Raw genomic sequence first — 15,709 nt, forward strand, 5'->3', positions numbered from 1 at the left:
TGGTGCGCGACATCGACGCCGTGGCGCGCCTGGCGGGGGAGCGCGCCGGCGCCGACACGGTCGCCCTGGTCGGCTGGGCCACCGGCGGGATGTGGTCGGCCTGGTACGCCTCGCTCTGGCCCGAGCGGGTCGGCCATCTGGTCGTGCTGAACGCGCTCTATGGCGGGGCCGACCGGCATCCGACGCTCGGCCCCGGCTCGCCCGCCGCCGATCCGGACCATCCGGACCGGCTGAGCCCGACGGTCGGCGGCTATACGCTGAACACCGCGGCGGCGCTGTTCCCCTCCTGGGACCGCACCATCCCGGCCGAGGACAAGGCGAGCTGGCGCGATCCGGCCGTGGCCGAAGCCTATGCCCGGGCGGCGCTGGCCAGCGATCCGGGCTCGGCCGACCGCGATCCGCCCGCCTTCCGCGCCCCGGCCGGCGCCATCGAGGACAGCTTCCTGCAGGCCGGCGGCCGCCGGCTGTTCGATGCCGGGTCGATCACCGCGCCGATCCTGCTGGTCCGCTCCGAGCATGATTTCTGGAGCCGGCCGGAGGACGCGGCCGCCTTCGCCCATGACGCGGTGCGGTCCGCGGGCGTGCGCAGCGTCACCTTGCCCGGCGCCACCCATTACGCGCATCTCGACCGCCCGGAACGGGGCCGGGACGCGCTGATCGCCGAGATCACCGCCTTCCTGGGCACCCGCTAATCCCCCGCCATCCCGGCCAGCTTGGCCACCGTGTTCATGTTGCGGGCGGTGCCGGCCTTCGCCGCCGGGATCGACAGCTTGGACTGCCCCATGCCGTCGCCGTAATGGACGTAGATCTCGCGCCGGCCCAACCGCATCTCCTCGCCCTGCACGCCGGTGGCCCTGTCGAGCGCATCGGCCGGCGGCGGGGCGTCGAGGAAGATCGCCACGGTGCGGTTCGGCGCGGCGTCCGGGAACGGGTTGGCCGCCAGGACCTGCGCCATCTCCGCGGCGCTGCGCACCAGCACGCCGACCGGCTTGCCGGCATAGGCCGCGAGCGCCGCCTCCACCGCCGCCTTGACCTCGGCCTCGGTCCGGTCGCTGCGGCAGACGACGTTGCCGCTGGCGATGTAGGTGCGGATCTCAGCCAGCCCGGCCGTCTCGCACAGCGCCTTCAGGTCGCTCATCGGCAGCTTGCCGGTGCCGCCGACATTCACCGCCCGCAGCAGGATGACGAAGCTGGTCATGGCGCCTCCCGCCGGATCAATAGGCCAGCCGGCCATACATGTCGTCGAAGGGCATCATCACATGCTCGCGATAGGCAGGCCGCTCCATCAGCCGGGCGTACCAGGCGCGGACATGCGGCACCGGCGGAGTCTCCAGCCCCATGCCGAAATAGCGGTACAGCACGGTGCCGGCCGGGATGTCGCCCAGGCCGAACGCGTCGCCCGCCAGATAGGGCCGGCCGGCCAGATGCGCGTCCAGCAGCTTGAAATGCGCAGCGCAGGCGGCCTGCTTGCGGGCGATCAGCTCGGCATTGCGCTCGGCCTCCGGCGTCCGCCAATGGCCCCAGAACAGGTCCATGAAGTCACGCTGCAGCGTCGCCAGCGACCAGTCCATCCAGCGATCGGCCAGCGACCGTTCGGCCGGATCGGCGGGCCACAGCCGGCCGTCGCGGGCGGCGAGATAGCGCAGGATCGCGTGCGATTCCCACACCACCGTGCCGTCCTCGTCGATCACCGGCACTCTTCCATGCGGGTTCATCGCGCGGAAGGCGGGATCGTCCAGCCCGCCGAAATCGCCGCCGGCCGGGATGTGCTCATGCGGCAGGCCCAGCTCGCCCATCAGCCACAGCACCTTCTGCACGTTGAAGGCGTTGCGCCGGCCCCAGATCGTCAGCATTGCCCGCTCCCTTCTCCCGGCCGTCCGGTCAGGACATCATCGTAGATCGGCAGGTAGCGCAGCCGCTCCGGCCGCGGTTCGTGGAAGGCCATCGCGTAGTAGCCGATCTGGTGGAAATAGGCGATGCGGCTGCGGATCTCGACCTCGTCCGGCCCATAGCCCATCTGCCCGAAGGCGCGGCGCAGCAGGCCCATGCGGTACTGGTCGGCGCCCTGCACCGCCCGCGCCACCTCCTTCGAGGCCCGGCCCCAGTCGCGCACCGCCATGTCCAGCGCCGGGCTGAACGGGTCCTCGTCGACCCAGACGTTGCGGAAGGCCCGGAAGAAGGCCGCGCCCTCGAGGTCGGTCCGACCCTCGAGGGCCTCAAAGGGCGCGCAGTTGCGCCGGCGCCATTCCTCCAGCAGCGCCGCCAGCAGATCCTTCCGGCCCTGGAAATGGAAGTAGAAGCTGCCGCGCGTCACCTTCAGCGTGGTGGCCAGCCGGTCGACCTTGACGCTGGCGACGCCGCCCTTCTCCAGCACCTTCAGCGCGGCGCGGATCCAGTCCTCGCGGCTCAGCGTCCGGCGGCCGTTTCCCGCCTCCGCCGTCGCTTTGCTGTTCTTCGCTGTCGCCAATGCGTCCGTCCTCGATCGGTGCCGGCGGTAGCCTTGCGTCACCAGCCAGATGCCGGCCCCACCCTGTATGCCCGTCGCAGGCAAGGCAAGAGGGGACCGGACGCCGCGTCGGAGAACCAAGCCGCCATGCCCCATCCACCGATCGACCCGAAATCCGTCGCCGGGAAGACCCCGGAGGTCGAACGCCATCTCCAGCTTCTCGTCATCGGCGCCGGCCCGGCCGGCATCGCCGCAGCGGCCGAGGCGGCGGAGCGCGGGCTGGAGGTGCTGCTGGTCGACGAGAACCCGGTCGACGGCGCCCTGATCGGCATGGACGTGCCGCTGCATTTCGGCGGCCGCGCCACCGCGGCGGTGAACACCCCCGGCCGGCTGCTGGAGACCTTCCTGGAAGCCCGGCCGGAGCTGGCGGAGCTGTTCGACAAGGGCGTCGAGGTGCTGCTGCAGACCACGGTCTGGGGCCTGTTCGCCAACGCCCCCGGGGTGCAGTGGATGCCCGGCCCCGTCGCCGGCCTGGCCGACACCGACCGGTCCTGGCTGGTCGGATTCGACAAGGTCATCGTGGCCGCCGGCCGGCGCGACCTGGGCATGTCCTTCCCGGGCTGGGACCTGCCCGGCGTGATGGGCGTGACCGCGGCGCACCGGCTGATCAGCGCCTATGACGCCTTCGCCGGCCGCCGACTGCTGATCCTGGGCACCGGCGCCGAAGCGCTGGACCTGGCCCTGACCGCGCTGGGCCGCGGGCTGGAGGTGGCGGGCCTGATCGAGGTCGCCGACCAGCCGGTCGGCCCGGCCGAGCTGGTCGAGGCGGTGAAGGCGCATGGCGTGCCGGTGCTGACCGGCCATGTCATCAAGGCGGCCACGGGCACCGTCGAGGGCGTCACAACCGCGACGCTGGTCAAGGTCGACAGCAGCCTATCGCCGGTACCGGGCAGCGAGCGCGACATCGCCTGCGACACCGTCGCGCTGGGCATCGGCACGGTGCCGAACATCGAGCTGCTGGCGGCGCTGGACGCGAAGCTGGCGCACGACCCGGACCGCGGCGGCCATGTGCCGGTGACCGACGCGGACGGCCGCACCGCCCTGCCCTTCGCCTATGCCGTCGGCGACTGCGCCGGCATCCATGCCGCCAAATCGGTCGACCCCGCGGTGGCGCGGCAGGAGGGCCGGGTGGCGGCGATCGCCGTGGCCGCCTCTTTGGACAAGGCCGCCGAGGGCGACGTGACCGCCGCCCGGGCCGGGCTGGCACAGCCGGTCCAGGGCGGGGGCGACCACCGCATGACCTGGCTGAAGGCGCTTCTCAACACCGGCGGCCTCGACGTGCTGGTGTGCCAGTGCGAGGAGGTCAGCCGCGGCGAGCTCCTGGACATCAGCCCGCCACGCTATCTCGAGCGCGTGTCGAACAAGATGGGCACCCGGTCGCTGACCACGTTGCTGGAGGACGGGCCGGTCAACCAGGACCAGGTCAAGCGCCTGACCCGCGCCGGCATGGGGCTGTGCCAGGGCCGCCGCTGCCGCGAGCAGGTGGCGATGCTGCTGGCGCTGTCGTCCCGCATCGATGTCGGCCAGGTGCCGCTGGCCAGCTACCGCCCGCCGGTCCGGCCGCTGCCGCTGAAGGTGCTGTGGCCGCAGGACGAGGCCGCGGTGGTGCGGCAGGAATGGGATTCCTGGTTCGGCATCGAGAGCCAATGGGTGCCGTGGTGGGACATTCCCGCCGGCGGGGCGAAGCAGGGCTGAGGCGGAGGACGGATCATGGCAGAGACACAGAACGGCGCCTCGGTCGTCATCATCGGCGGCGGCGTCACGGGGCTGAGCACCGCATGGTGGCTGGCGCGCAGCGGCGTCGACGTGCTGGTGCTGGAGAAGGGCATCGTCGGCTGGGAGGCGTCGGGCCGCAACGGCGGCGGCTGCACCCACCCGCAGAGCCCGCTGTTCCCGGAGGAGCAGCGGTTGTGGCCGCAAATGGACGAGCTGCTGGGCTATCCGACCGAGCACCAGAAGCACCGGCTGAAGATCGTGCTGCACGAATCCGACGTCGAGTTCATGCTCGGCTGGGTGCGGATGGGCGAGAAGCAGGGCTTCCACTACGAGACGCTGGACGGCAAGCAGATCCGCGAGCTGGCGCCGCTGGTGGGCGACACGGTGGAGCGCGGCTACCTGCTGAAATATGGCGGCCACGCCAACCCGCAGCGCACCAGCCAGGCCTATGCCTGGGCGCTGCAGGATCTGGGCGGCCGCATCCTGCAGCATTGCACGGTGACCGGCTTCGACACCGCGGGCGGCAAGGTGACGGCGGTGCGCACGGACCGCGGCGATTTCGGCTGCGACCATGTGGTGATCGCCGCGGGGCCGCAGACCGGCCTGCTGGCGGAGATGCTGGGCGTCGACCTTCCGGTCGCCTCCGGCCGGGCCGAGATGATCGTCACCGAGCCGTTGCCGGCGATGCCGATGAGCGGCGTCGACGGCAACGGCCTGTACGGCCGGCAGACGCTGCGCGGCAACCTGGTCTATGGCGGCGGTCCGCATGAATGGCTGCCGCCGGTCGACCTGAAGACGCCGCCGAAGCCGTCCAGCCCGCTGCTGCGCAACATCGGCCGGCGGCTGATGGAGCTCTTCCCCAAGGCCGCGCATGTGCGGATGATCCGCAGCTGGTCGGGCGTGATCGAGAACACGCCGGACGGCCGCGCGGTGATCGACTGGATGCCGGGCTTCGACAACGCCATCGTGGCGACGATGTCGAGCGTCGGCTTCGGCCTGTCGCCGGCCAGCGGCCACGCCATCCGCGACATGATCGTCGACGGCGCCTGCAGCTTCGCCGACCTGTCGTCGATGCGCCTCGACCGCTTCGCCGGCCTGCCGAAGGACTGGCGCGAGGCCCAGGGCTGGCTGCCGCCGGTCGCGGCCTGAGGCGGCGGAGCCTGCCCCCTCACCTTCCCGTCGCCGACGCGACGGGCCCCTCCCTCTCCCCGAGGAGAGGGGAGTGGAGGCGCGGCTCCTTCACCTCTCCTTGGGGAGAGGTCGAAATCGCCCCGCGATTTCGGGTGAGGGGGTGGCGCCACCCCATCCACTCACGCTAGCCTCCGGGCCGGGAGGACCATCGATGACCGACCTCACCGCCCGGCTGGAGGCCTGCTATTCCGGCGCCGTCTTCGACGTGCTGCGCGATATGGGCCACGCCAATTGCGTGCTGCCGCGGACCATCCTGGCCGTGGACCCGGACACCCGGATCTGCGGTCGCGTCTTCACCATCCGCGGCCGGCCGGATGACACCATCGACGCTCACCAGAGCCTGCTGGCCTGGACCGAGCTGCTGACCGTGGTGCCGAGGGACCATGTCGCCATCTGCCAGCCGCAGGACGACGTGCGGGCGCTGATGGGCGAGCTGTCGGCCGAGGCGCTGCAGTCGCGCGGCGTGCGCGGCTACATCGTCGATGGCGGGTCGCGCGACAACGCCTTCATCCGCCGGCTGGGCTTTCCGGTCTTCGCCCGCTTCCGCACCCCGCGCGACATCGTCGCCGCCTGGATGCCGGAGGCCTATGGCGAGCCGATCACCATCGGCCAGGTGCGGATCGCCACCGGCGACTGGGTGGTGGCCGACATCGACGGCATCGTCGTCATCCCGGCGGCGCTGGCCGAGGAGACGGTGGCGAAGGTCGAGGACGTGATGCGGCAGGAGAACCTGGTGCGAAAGGCGATCCTCGACGGCGTCTCGCCGCAGGAGGCGTATCTGCGCCACGGGAAGTTCTGAGAGACCGTTCGCAAATACTACTGGCGTGGCCGTCTGACGGCGGTTTCTCCGCTTCCGGTGCTCACGGACGATAACGTCCGCTGCGCGCCGGTTCTCGAAACCACCGCCAGCCGACTCACGCCAGCGCATTTCCAAACGGTCTCTACCCCTTCCCTCGCCGCCGCCCGGACCCCACATCGAAGGTCCAGCCCACAGCAAGGCCGAGCGCCATGAGCGAGAAGCCGAGGAAGATCCCCGGGCCCGACCATCCGATCACGGTGACGCCGAACCCGGCCCGGGTGGTGGTGAAGGTCGCCGGCAAGGTCGTCGCCGACAGCGTCAGCGCGCTGACGCTGCGCGAGGCGAGCTACCCGCCGGTGCAGTACATCCCGCGGAAGGACGTCGACATGGCGGCGCTGCAGCGCACCGACCATGCCACCTACTGCCCCTACAAGGGCGATGCCAGCTACTACAGCATCCCGGCCGGCGGCGGGCGGGCCGACAACGCGGTCTGGACCTACGAGGCGCCCTATGACGCGGTCGCCGCGATCAAGGACCACGTCGCCTTCTACCCCGACCGCGTCGATTCGATCGCCGAGCAGCCGGCCTGACCGTACCGAGACCGTGAGTTGTTGCCTCTCCCGCCAGGCGGGAGAGGCAAACGCAGAGATGCTCGACATCCGGTCAGGCCTTGACGGGACCACGCCGCAATTCATTCCGCTCTATGGAAACAGCCCCGCCGCATCGGCCCGGTGGCAGACGCAGCACAGCTTGTTGCCGTCCGGGTCGCGCACATAGGCGCCGTAATAGCTGGGATGATAGTGCGGCCGGGTGCCGGGCGCGCCCTCGTCGGCGCCGCCCGCCGCCAGCGCGGCGCTGTGGAAGGCGTCCACCTGCGCCCGTTCGCGCACGTTGAAGCCGATGGTGACGCCGTTGCCGAAGGTCGCCTTCTCGCCGTTGATCGGGCGGCAGATCAGGAATTCCGGGCCGCTGTCGCCCTCGGGCACGTAGCACAGCCAGCCGGCGACGCGGTCGTCGAGCTGGCAGCGCAAGCCGATCGCCGCCAGCACCTGGTCGTAGAACTGCTTGGCCCGGTCGATGTCGTTGGTGCCCACCGTGATATGGCTGAACATGGCCCTCCCCGCGGCGCATGGCCTTCCGAGTTCCCGCGCATCGGGCTCGCCGGCCGATACGATGGGTGTGGCGTAGCATAACGCCCGCCCCGCTCCGAACAAAGCGGCAACACTCCGGAAATTCGTCCGGATTCCGGTTTGAATGCCGCAGCCCGGGGCCGGAACCGGCCCCCGCCGCCCGCTATTGATCCCCGTAGCCGGCGCCACCCGGCCCTGCCCCGGAGCGCAACCGAGGAGGAGTGGAGATGGACACGATCGGCCCCCTGACCCAGCAGATCCACAACGACCTTCTGGCCCTGATCGGCGAACGGTCCGAGGACTATGCCGCCGAGGCGGGCGGAGATCCGCAGGCCGTCAGCGGCGCGCTGATCGGCGCCCTGGCCTTCCTGACCGGGCAGATGATCGCCGCCGCCGCCGAGGCCGGGGGCGTCGCCCCCCTGCTGGAGCGCGCCAGCGCCAATATGCGCGTTGGCGCCGAGGCCGGAATCGCGCCGGCACAGACGATCGACACCGGCGTCACCGTGCACTGACCGGGGAGCAGCCCCGCCGGCCGTCACCGCACCGGCGTCTCGGGCGCGGCGGCCGCGACGAAGCGCGGATCGATCAGCCCGGCGGTGTCGACATCCCCGGGCAGCAGCCCGGCGGCCCGGGCCGCCTTCTCGACATCGGCGATGACATGCTGGGCGAAGGCGCCTGTCAGCTGGGCCTCGCTGTCCGGCAGGGAATAGAAGGTGATGCCGTCGAAGGCGCTCGACAGCCGCTCCGGCGTCGCCTGCACCGCGCGGGCGATGATGGCCCGCCCGCCCGCCATGTCCTTCTCGTAGTCGTCATGCGCCGCCTGCCAGGCCCGCAGCAGCGCCGTGACCTGGCCCGGCCGCCGCTCCAGCACCTCCCGGCGCACCACGAAGACGTCCGAGATCAGGCCGGGATCCTCCGCCGCCGTGTACAGCACCTTGACCCGCGGATCGACCAGCCGGGCCAGCGACAGATAGGGCTCGTAGGTCACGGCCGCGGGGGTCCGGTCCACGGTCACGGCGGTGGCGGCGTCGAGGGCCGGCATCGGCACCGAGACGATGTCGGCGAGGCTCATGCCGTTCCGCGCCAGGGCATAGCTGAGCAGCATGTGGCTGGTGCTGCCCTCCTCATAGGCGACCGCCTTGCCCCTGAGGTCGGCGACGGTCCCGATTCCCGGGCCGGCGATGATGGCGTCGGCCGTCATGCTGACGTCGAGCAGGGCGACGATCCGGATCGGCACCCCCGCCGCCGCCAAGACCAGCGCCGTATGGGTGGCGACGCTGGCGCCGTCGAGGCGGCCATCGGTCAGCGCCTCCTTGATCTCCCGGTCCTGCGCGAAGGTCTCGATCTCGACATCCGGCAGGCCCCCGGCCCGGAACAGGCCTTTCGCCGCCGCGACATGCCACAGGCCGTAGCCCAGCCAGGGCTGGATTCCCATCCGGAAACTCCCGGCCTCCGGATGGGCCGGGATCGCCTGGGCCCCCGCCGGCCCGGCCCAGGCCAGCAGGACAGCCAGAACGGCACCGCGTGCCCTGCCGCGCTCCTTCATCGCCCCTTCCCCATCGCCGATGGCTCGCCACCGGCCGACCGTACTGTTCTTATCGACCGACGATTCATAGAGTGGCCGGTCGCAGAGTCAATCGATGCCCCTGGCAACCCGCCATAGTTTCCTAGCGGGGCCGACCTCCATGAGCCATGCGGAGACCGTCACGCTGTGGCGCCCTGCTCTCCCGCCGCTTGCCAAGCCGCTCCCCGGCGGTTAACCATAGGCCATGGTCATGTCTCGCTCCCTGCGAATTAGCCACTAGGCCCCGGGCCGGCCGCGCCGGCTCCCCCGGGGTCTTCGTCCGTGTGCTGTTCGCATTCCCCGGGAGATACCGATGACCATGACCCGCGACGACGCGCAGGTCCTCTTTCACGTGGTCGGCATGGCCGACACCAACCTGCTGCCCCGCCTGCTCGAGCATTTCTGCCTGCGCGATGTCCTGCCCGAGCGCGTCTCGGCCGAGCGGCACGGCGACGAGATGCGCGTGACCATCGCCGTCCGCCGCGACGACTGCCCGGAATGGGAGATGGTGGCCCGCAAGCTTGGCCAGATCTTCGTGGTCAGGAGCGCGCTGGCCTCGCTCGCCGAACCGGCCTTGCAGTCCGCCGCCGGATAGCGTGGTATCGGGATCCTGGCCGCCCCGGTCCGCCCGCGCCGGCCATCCCCGATCCCGTCACGCCCCGGCCGCCCGATGACCCCGTCCCCGCGCCAACCCGTGCTGATCGCGCTGCTGGTCGCCGGCGCCTTCTTCATGGAGAATCTGGACGCCACCGTGATCATCACGGCGCTGCCGGACATGGCGGTATCCTTCGGTATCCGCGCGGTGGACCTGAATGTCGGGCTGTCGGCCTATCTGCTGACGCTGGCCGTGTTCATCCCGGCCAGCGGCTGGGTGGCCGACCGGTTCGGCGCCCGGTCGGTCTTCGCCAGCGCCATCGTCGTCTTCACCCTGGCCTCGGCCCTGTGCGCCGCCGCCGACAGCCTGTGGAGCTTCACCGCGGCGCGCATCCTGCAGGGCATCGGCGGCGCCATGATGGTGCCGGTCGGCCGGCTGGTGGTGCTGCGCAACACCGCCAAGCAGGACCTGATGCGGGCGATCGCGTATATCACCTGGCCGGCCCTGGCCGCGCCGGTGCTGGGCCCGCCGGTGGGCGGGCTGATCACCAGCATCGCCTCCTGGCGCTGGATCTTCCTGCTCAACCTGCCGCTCGGCGCCATCGCCCTGGTGCTGGCGCTGCGGCTGATCCCGAACGACCGGGAGGACCGGCGCGTGCCCTTCGACGGGCTGGGCTTCGTCCTGACCGGCCTCGCCTGCCTGGCGCTGATGCTGGGGCTGGACCTGGTCGGGCACCAGCAGATCCCCTGGGCGTCGGTCGGGCTGCTGCTGGCCGCCGCCCTGCTGCTGGGGACCTGGGCGGTGCGCCATGCCCGGCGCCACCCGCACCCGCTGGTGGGCCTGGCGGCGCTGGCGATCCACACCTATCGCGTCACCGTGCGCGGCGGGTCGCTGTTCCGGGCGGTGGTCAGCGCCGTGCCCTTCCTGCTGCCGCTGATGTTCCAGCTCGGCTTCGGGCTGGACCCGGTGCGGTCCGGCCTGCTGGTGCTGGCGCTGTTCGCCGGCAATCTCGGCATGAAGCCGATGACCAGCTGGGTGCTGCGCCGCTTCGGCTTCCGCACCGCGCTGCTGGCCAACGGCGCGGTGCTGGCGGCGACCCTGTTCGCCTGCGCCCTGCTGACGCCGTCCACCCCGGCGGCGTTGACCGCGGCGCTGCTGGTGGTCAGCGGCGCCGCCCGGTCGATGCAGTTCACCAGCCTGAACACCCTGGCCTTCGTCGACGTGCCGAAGCCGGAGATGAGCGCCGCCAACACCCTGTTCAGCGTCACCCAGCAGATCTCGATGGGGCTGGGCGTGGCGCTGGGCGCCATCGCGCTGCGGGCGGCGGAGGCGTCGGGCCTGGCCGGCGGATCGACCGTGGCCGAATACCAGATCGCCTTCGCCGTGCTAGGCGTGCTGGCGCTGCTGTCGATGCTGGACTATCTGCCGCTGGGCCGCGACGCCGGCACCGAGGTCAGCGGCCACAGGCGGCGACAGCATTCCGGCTGACTAAGTCGGACATAACCGCTAGGGTCCGCTGCTGAGACGGGGCGGAGCCGACCCCCAACCGAGACGGGAGAGACGCAGATGACGAGCAAGGTGGCGCTGGTGACGGGGGCCGGATCCGGCGTCGGCCGGGCGGTGACGCTGGCCTTCCTGAAGGACGGCTACAGCGTGGTGCTGGCCGGCCGCCGGCAGGATGCTCTAGCCGAGACGATCCAACTGTCCGGCGTGGCTGCCGACCAGGCCCTGGCGGTGCCGACCGACGTCACCGACCCGAAGAGCGTCCGCGCCCTGTTCGACGCCGCCAAGGCCCGCTTCGGCCGGCTGGACGTGCTGTTCAACAATGCCGGCGTCAGCGCCCCGGGCGTGCCGCTGGAGGACCTGACCTTCGAGCAGTGGAAGGCGGTGGTCGACACCAACCTGACCGGCCCGTTCCTGTGCACGCAGGAGGCGATCCGGATCATGAAGGACCAGGACCCGCAGGGCGGCCGGATCATCAACAACGGCTCGATCTCGGCGCATGTGCCGCGGCCGAACTCCGCCCCCTACACCGCGACCAAGCACGCCATCACCGGCCTGACCCGGTCGACCTCGCTGGACGGGCGGAAGTACAACATCGCCTGCGGCCAGGTCGACATCGGCAACGCCGCCACCGACATGGCGTCGAAGATGGCCAAGGGCGTGCCCCAGGCCGACGGCTCGATCAAGCCGGAGCCGCTGATGGACGCGGCCCATGTCGCCAGCACCGTGCTGATGATGGCGTCCCTGCCGCTCGACGCCAATGTTCAGTTCGTGACGGTGATGGCGACGAACATGCCCTTCATCGGCCGGGGTTAGGCTGACGTCGGGGGACTCAAACCGTCCTGACGGGCGGCTTCGCATAGCCTCTCCCGCTTGGAGGGACCTCTCAAAAGGGTTGAGACCCAATCCTTTATAGTCCCCCCCTCCCCTTGCGGGAGGGGGCAGGGGGAGGGGTCTGCGCGCGTCCGCGCGCGAATGGGCAAAGGACAGGCTTCACCGCCCGGGCCGGATCATCAGGTTCCAGGCCGGCCCTGGCGTCGAAAACCCCCTCCCCCTACCCCCCTCCCGCAAGGGGAGGGGGGACTCGTTTTGCCTTTGGCCGATAGTGTTACGAGCCTCAGAGGCAATCCGAAAGAAACCTCACGCCTCCCGCACGTAAGGCGTCGTGGTGGTCAGCGCCCGGAAGCCGAGCCGTTCCAGGATCGGCCGGCTTTCGGGCGAGGCGTCGACGGTGAGGATGCGGAAGCCCCGCTGCTTCGCCTCGGCGGCGCGCTTGGCCACCAAAGCGCGGTAGATGCCGCGGCCGCGCCAATGCGGCCGGGTGGCGCCGCCCCAGAGGTCGGCGAAGACGGTGCCGGGGTTGAACCGGATCCAGCCGGCCGAGACGCAATGGCCGTCGGCCATGGCGAGATAGACCGACAGCCGGTCCGGCGCCGCCGCCAGCTCCGCCCCCAGCACCTCCGACCGCCAGTCCTCGTCGGCGCCGTAGACCGCGGCCATCAGGTCGTCGATGGCGCCGAAGCGTACCGGGTCGATCACCCGCTCGATCGTCACGCCCTCCGGGTCGACCGGCGGCGGCAGCGCGCCGTCGAGGTCGAGCGCCACCAGCGTCTCCGGCTCCTCCGCCACGAAGCCGGCGGCCGCCAGCCGCGGGCCGAGATCGGCCGGCGCGTCATGGCCGTACAGCTTCCACTCGACCGACCGGCCCTGCCCGGCGAAATAGGCGGCCTCGCGCGCGATCACCGCATCGGCCGTGGCGGCGTCCAGCCCGCTCCACAGCACGCAGTTGTCATGGGCGTCCGGGCCGGGGCCGACGATGCGCGTGACCTCCGGCAGCCGCTCGACCCGATAGTCCGGGTCGGCCGGCACCGGGGCCCGCCGCAACTCGGCATCGAAATGCCTCAGGATCTCGGCCTCGTCCATTCCGTCCTCCGCTCGACCCGCCGGGCTTGCCCCGGGCGCCCCTTATGGCCGATTTTGGCGCCGGCCGCGACCGCGGCCCGACGGATTTCGGAGAGCGATCGTGAACGGCACCCTGCTCCTGGCTTCCGGCCTCGCCGGCTTCGCCTACGGCATCTCGCCGGGGCCGGCGGTGCTGGCCCTGCTCGGCATCTCCGCCGGCCAGGGGCGGAAGGCCGGCGCCACCTTCCTGTGCGGCCATCTGGTCGGCGACGCGCTGTGGTCGTCGCTGGCGCTGACCGCGATCATCGGCGCCCAGGCCATCGGCCCGGCGGTGTTCGACGTCCTGGGCCTGGTCTGCGGCGGCTATCTGCTGTGGCTCGGCTGGTCGGCGCTGACCGTGCGCCGCGGCAGCGACGGCAGCCTCGACCGCTCGGTCCGCCGGCCGCTGCTGCGCGGCCTGCTGTTCGGCGTCACCAACCCGAAGGGCTATCCGGTGGCGGTGGCCACCTTCACCGCGCTGCTGACCAGCTATTCCGCCGGCCTGAGCTGGTCGGCCCTGCCGGCCCTGGTGGCGGCCGCCTGCCTCGGCTCCGCCACCGCCTATGCCATCCTGGTCGGCGTCACCGGCATGTCCGGCGTGCGCCGCTTCTACCGCCGGCACGAGATCTGGTTCGTCCGCGCCTCCGGCCTGCTGTTCCTCGGCTTCGCCCTGCACGCACTGACGCAGTCAATCGGCGGCCTCGCCGCCCGCCGCGGCTGACACGAGAGCTCCCCGATGCCTGCTCCCCTGACCGTCGCCTTCGACGCCGACGACACCCTGTGGCACAGCGAATCCGTGTTCGAGGAGACGCATGGCCGGCTGGTCGCCCTGCTGGCCCCCTGGGTCGACCCGGCGACGCTGGAGCGCCGGCTGCTCGACACCGAGGCGCGCAACCTGAAGACCTTCGGCTACGGCGTGAAGGGCTTCACCCTGTCGATGATCGAGACCGCGATCGAGATCAGCGGCGGCCGCGTCGGCAGCGGCGAGATCCGCGCCATCCTCGAGCTCGGCAAGGCGATGATGGACCACCCGGTCGAGCTGCTCGACGGCGTGGTCGAGACGCTGGACGCGCTGGCGCCGGACGCCGAGGCCGGCCGCATCCGGCTGATCGTGATCACCAAGGGCGACCTGTTCCACCAGGAGAGCAAGGTCGCCCGCTCCGGCCTGGCCGAGCGGTTCGAGAGCGTCGAGATCGTGGCCGAGAAGGACGAGGCGACCTATCGCCGGATCCTGCAGCGCGGCGGCACGGCGCCGGAGCGGTTCCTGATGATCGGCAACTCGATGAAGTCCGACATCCTGCCGGTGCTCGACCTCGGCGGCCAGGCGGTGCACATCCCCTACCGCATCACCTGGGCGCTGGAGCATGTGAGCCGGCCGGAGATCGCCCCACCCGGCTTCCACACCTTCGACTCGATCCGGGAAGTGCCGGCGCTGGTCAGCCGCCTGCTGGGGTAGCCGCCCGTTCGAGACCGCGCTGGTGTGAGTCGGCTGGCGGTGGCTTCGAGAACCGGAGCGCAGCGGACGTTTGGGTCCGTGAGCACCGGAAGCGCAGAAGCCGCCGTCAGACGGCCGCACCAGTAGCGGTATCGGATGGGCGGCGCGGAACCACCATGTTCGCGACCATGACCTGCACCGGCTCTCCCGCCTGGTTCAGCGTGGTGATCCGGGTCTTGACCATGCCGCGGTCGGGGCGCGACTGCGACGGGCGGATCTCCAGCACCTCGCTCTCCACCCGCAGCACGTCGCCGGGGCGCACCGGGCGCGGCCAGCGCATCTCGTCGGTGCCGCCGCCGATCAGCCCGCCGGCCGGCAGGAACGCGCCGCCGACCAGCAGCTTCATCGTCAGCGCCGCGGTGTGCCAGCCGCTGGCGGCCAGGCCGCCGAAGAAGGTCGCCTTCGCCGCCTCCTCGTCGAGATGGAAGGGCTGCGGGTCGAACTGGGCGGCGAAGGCCTTGATCGCCTCGGGCGTGACCGCGACGGTGCCCGAGCCGAAGCGCTGGCCGACCTCGAGGTCCTCGAGATAGAGGCGGCGGGCGGCGGGGGTGTCGGTCGGCATCGGCGTGTCCTCCATGATGCCCCAGCATGGCGCGGCGGGGTCCGTCGCGGAAGGGCCCGGCGGCACATCGCACTGGCCCGGCCCGTTGCGATGGTCTACATCCCGCCCATGACCGACACCGGATTGGCCACGCGCAAGGCGGCCGTCGAGCTGCTGCGGGCCGTGCTGGCGCAGCGGCGCCCGATCGACGAGGCCCTGGACGCCCATCTCGCCCTGCGGGAGCTGGAGCCGCGCGACCGTGCCTTCACCCGGCTCCTCCTCACCACCACGCTGCGCCGCCTGGGCCAGATCGACGCGCTGATCGACGGCGCGCTGAAGACGCCGCTGCCGCGCGGCGCCGCCACGGTGCGCGACGTGCTGCGCCTGGGCCTGTCGCAGCGCCTGTTCCTGGCGACGCCGTCGCACGCCGCGGTCGACACCTCGGTCGAGCTGGCCGGCCTGACCGGCTTCGCGGGGATGAAAGGCCTGGTCAACGCCGTGCTGCGTCGCCTGGCCGAGGACGGACCGGCCCTCTTGGCCGGGCAGGACGCCGCCCGGCTGAACACGCCGGACTGGCTGTGGACCCGCCTGGCCGATGCCTATGGCGCCGAGACGGCCGCCGCCATCGCCGAGGCGCATCTGCACGAGGCGGCGCTGGACCTGTCGGTCAAGGCCGACCCGGAGGTCTGGGCCGCGCAGCTGGACGCCCGGCTGCTGCCGAGCGGGTC

General features: G+C 71.5%; 19 protein-coding genes. 12 read left to right on the top strand and 7 right to left on the bottom strand.

Features of this window, described 5'->3' with window-relative positions:
- On the top strand, positions 1–692 hold a 692-nt coding region (locus P409_RS10070; RefSeq protein WP_152613319.1), incomplete at its 5' end, for an alpha/beta fold hydrolase.
- On the opposite strand, the gene P409_RS10075 is transcribed toward P409_RS10070, so the two are convergent.
- Genes P409_RS10075 through P409_RS10085 form a run of 3 tightly spaced genes read right to left on the bottom strand, consistent with a single transcriptional unit; the run spans position 689 to position 2,467 of the window.
- On the bottom strand, positions 689–1,198 hold the full coding sequence (locus P409_RS10075) for a DUF1697 domain-containing protein (protein WP_034835004.1): 510 nt from the start codon (positions 1,196–1,198) through the stop codon (positions 689–691). The two genes, P409_RS10070 and P409_RS10075, sit on opposite strands and share 4 nt — an antisense overlap.
- Positions 1,199–1,214: 16 nt before the next feature.
- Positions 1,215–1,853, bottom strand: a complete 639-nt coding sequence (locus P409_RS10080) for a glutathione S-transferase family protein (protein ID WP_034835006.1) — start codon at positions 1,851–1,853, stop codon at positions 1,215–1,217.
- Positions 1,847–2,467 (bottom strand): TetR/AcrR family transcriptional regulator, encoded by a 621-nt coding sequence (locus P409_RS10085; RefSeq protein ID WP_034835008.1) that lies wholly within the window; start codon positions 2,465–2,467, stop codon positions 1,847–1,849. The genes P409_RS10080 and P409_RS10085 overlap by 7 nt, the downstream gene beginning before the upstream one ends.
- 126 nt (positions 2,468–2,593) lie before the next feature.
- On the opposite strand from P409_RS10085, the gene P409_RS10090 reads away from it, so the two are divergent.
- The 4 genes from P409_RS10090 to P409_RS10105 all read left to right on the top strand — a co-directional run bounded on the left by P409_RS10090 (position 2,594) and on the right by P409_RS10105 (position 6,802).
- Positions 2,594–4,201, top strand: coding sequence for an FAD-dependent oxidoreductase (locus P409_RS10090; protein ID WP_034835010.1), 1,608 nt, complete (start codon positions 2,594–2,596; stop codon positions 4,199–4,201).
- A 15-nt stretch (positions 4,202–4,216) separates the two neighbouring features.
- Positions 4,217–5,371: an NAD(P)/FAD-dependent oxidoreductase gene (locus P409_RS10095; RefSeq protein WP_034835011.1), complete on the top strand. Its 1,155-nt coding sequence runs from the start codon at positions 4,217–4,219 to the stop codon at positions 5,369–5,371.
- 193 nt (positions 5,372–5,564) lie between these two features.
- Positions 5,565–6,212 carry an RraA family protein gene (locus P409_RS10100; protein WP_034835013.1) on the top strand — a complete coding sequence of 216 codons (648 nt, stop codon included), beginning with the start codon at positions 5,565–5,567 and terminating at the stop codon, positions 6,210–6,212.
- A 209-nt stretch (positions 6,213–6,421) separates the two neighbouring features.
- Positions 6,422–6,802 (top strand): DUF427 domain-containing protein, encoded by a 381-nt coding sequence (locus tag P409_RS10105; RefSeq protein WP_034835014.1) that lies wholly within the window; start codon positions 6,422–6,424, stop codon positions 6,800–6,802.
- 111 nt (positions 6,803–6,913) lie between these two features.
- Here the strand turns inward: P409_RS10105 and P409_RS10110 are convergent, their stop codons facing one another.
- Positions 6,914–7,324, bottom strand: a complete 411-nt coding sequence (locus P409_RS10110; RefSeq protein ID WP_034835016.1) for a VOC family protein — start codon at positions 7,322–7,324, stop codon at positions 6,914–6,916.
- Positions 7,325–7,569: 245 nt separating this feature from the next.
- Here P409_RS10110 and P409_RS10115 point away from each other — a divergent pair, with 245 nt between their 5' ends.
- Complete coding sequence (locus tag P409_RS10115) at positions 7,570–7,854, top strand: hypothetical protein (protein WP_034835018.1); 285 nt, start codon at positions 7,570–7,572, stop codon at positions 7,852–7,854.
- 23 nt (positions 7,855–7,877) lie between these two features.
- Here the strand turns inward: P409_RS10115 and P409_RS10120 are convergent, their stop codons facing one another.
- Positions 7,878–8,888, bottom strand: a complete 1,011-nt coding sequence (locus tag P409_RS10120) for an ABC transporter substrate-binding protein (RefSeq protein WP_034835020.1) — start codon at positions 8,886–8,888, stop codon at positions 7,878–7,880.
- A gap of 331 nt (positions 8,889–9,219) precedes the next feature.
- Here P409_RS10120 and P409_RS10125 point away from each other — a divergent pair, with 331 nt between their 5' ends.
- From P409_RS10125 to P409_RS10135, 3 genes are all read left to right on the top strand, one after another.
- Complete coding sequence (locus P409_RS10125; RefSeq protein WP_034835021.1) at positions 9,220–9,501, top strand: hypothetical protein; 282 nt, start codon at positions 9,220–9,222, stop codon at positions 9,499–9,501.
- A gap of 75 nt (positions 9,502–9,576) precedes the next feature.
- Positions 9,577–10,989 (top strand): MFS transporter, encoded by a 1,413-nt coding sequence (locus tag P409_RS10130; protein ID WP_034835022.1) that lies wholly within the window; start codon positions 9,577–9,579, stop codon positions 10,987–10,989.
- A 78-nt stretch (positions 10,990–11,067) separates the two neighbouring features.
- Positions 11,068–11,820: an SDR family oxidoreductase gene (locus P409_RS10135; RefSeq protein ID WP_034835024.1), complete on the top strand. Its 753-nt coding sequence runs from the start codon at positions 11,068–11,070 to the stop codon at positions 11,818–11,820.
- A gap of 324 nt (positions 11,821–12,144) precedes the next feature.
- On the opposite strand, the gene P409_RS10140 is transcribed toward P409_RS10135, so the two are convergent.
- Positions 12,145–12,927: a GNAT family N-acetyltransferase gene (locus tag P409_RS10140; protein WP_034835026.1), complete on the bottom strand. Its 783-nt coding sequence runs from the start codon at positions 12,925–12,927 to the stop codon at positions 12,145–12,147.
- A gap of 100 nt (positions 12,928–13,027) precedes the next feature.
- On the opposite strand from P409_RS10140, the gene P409_RS10145 reads away from it, so the two are divergent.
- Together P409_RS10145 and P409_RS10150 are read left to right on the top strand one after the other, a co-directional pair.
- The gene (locus P409_RS10145; protein ID WP_034835028.1) at positions 13,028–13,666 is read left to right on the top strand and encodes a LysE family translocator; all 639 of its coding nucleotides are present in this window, start codon (positions 13,028–13,030) and stop codon (positions 13,664–13,666) included.
- 15 nt (positions 13,667–13,681) lie between these two features.
- Positions 13,682–14,401, top strand: coding sequence for an HAD family hydrolase (locus P409_RS10150; protein WP_034835030.1), 720 nt, complete (start codon positions 13,682–13,684; stop codon positions 14,399–14,401).
- Positions 14,402–14,507: 106 nt separating this feature from the next.
- Here P409_RS10150 and P409_RS10155 read toward each other — a convergent pair whose 3' ends face one another.
- Positions 14,508–15,002, bottom strand: coding sequence for a MaoC family dehydratase (locus tag P409_RS10155; RefSeq protein ID WP_034835034.1), 495 nt, complete (start codon positions 15,000–15,002; stop codon positions 14,508–14,510).
- A 108-nt stretch (positions 15,003–15,110) separates the two neighbouring features.
- On the opposite strand from P409_RS10155, the gene P409_RS10160 reads away from it, so the two are divergent.
- Positions 15,111–15,709: transcription antitermination factor NusB (locus tag P409_RS10160; protein WP_034835036.1), on the top strand; the 599-nt coding region annotated here is incomplete at its 3' end.

This window comes from Inquilinus limosus MP06 (assembly GCF_000767795.1).
Taxonomy (GTDB): domain Bacteria; phylum Pseudomonadota; class Alphaproteobacteria; order DSM-16000; family Inquilinaceae; genus Inquilinus; species Inquilinus limosus_E.

Coding starts and splice junctions, on each gene's coding strand:
- P409_RS10155 (WP_034835034.1), bottom strand. CDS start 15,002: ATGCCGACCGACACCCCCGCCGCCCGCCGCCTCTATCTCGAGGACCTC.
- P409_RS10105 (WP_034835014.1), top strand. CDS start 6,422: ATGAGCGAGAAGCCGAGGAAGATCCCCGGGCCCGACCATCCGATCACG.
- P409_RS10125 (WP_034835021.1), top strand. CDS start 9,220: ATGACCATGACCCGCGACGACGCGCAGGTCCTCTTTCACGTGGTCGGC.
- P409_RS10090 (WP_034835010.1), top strand. CDS start 2,594: ATGCCCCATCCACCGATCGACCCGAAATCCGTCGCCGGGAAGACCCCG.
- P409_RS10140 (WP_034835026.1), bottom strand. CDS start 12,927: ATGGACGAGGCCGAGATCCTGAGGCATTTCGATGCCGAGTTGCGGCGG.
- P409_RS10130 (WP_034835022.1), top strand. CDS start 9,577: ATGACCCCGTCCCCGCGCCAACCCGTGCTGATCGCGCTGCTGGTCGCC.
- P409_RS10095 (WP_034835011.1), top strand. CDS start 4,217: ATGGCAGAGACACAGAACGGCGCCTCGGTCGTCATCATCGGCGGCGGC.
- P409_RS10075 (WP_034835004.1), bottom strand. CDS start 1,198: ATGACCAGCTTCGTCATCCTGCTGCGGGCGGTGAATGTCGGCGGCACC.
- P409_RS10080 (WP_034835006.1), bottom strand. CDS start 1,853: ATGCTGACGATCTGGGGCCGGCGCAACGCCTTCAACGTGCAGAAGGTG.
- P409_RS10150 (WP_034835030.1), top strand. CDS start 13,682: ATGCCTGCTCCCCTGACCGTCGCCTTCGACGCCGACGACACCCTGTGG.
- P409_RS10100 (WP_034835013.1), top strand. CDS start 5,565: ATGACCGACCTCACCGCCCGGCTGGAGGCCTGCTATTCCGGCGCCGTC.
- P409_RS10115 (WP_034835018.1), top strand. CDS start 7,570: ATGGACACGATCGGCCCCCTGACCCAGCAGATCCACAACGACCTTCTG.
- P409_RS10110 (WP_034835016.1), bottom strand. CDS start 7,324: ATGTTCAGCCATATCACGGTGGGCACCAACGACATCGACCGGGCCAAG.
- P409_RS10120 (WP_034835020.1), bottom strand. CDS start 8,888: ATGAAGGAGCGCGGCAGGGCACGCGGTGCCGTTCTGGCTGTCCTGCTG.
- P409_RS10135 (WP_034835024.1), top strand. CDS start 11,068: ATGACGAGCAAGGTGGCGCTGGTGACGGGGGCCGGATCCGGCGTCGGC.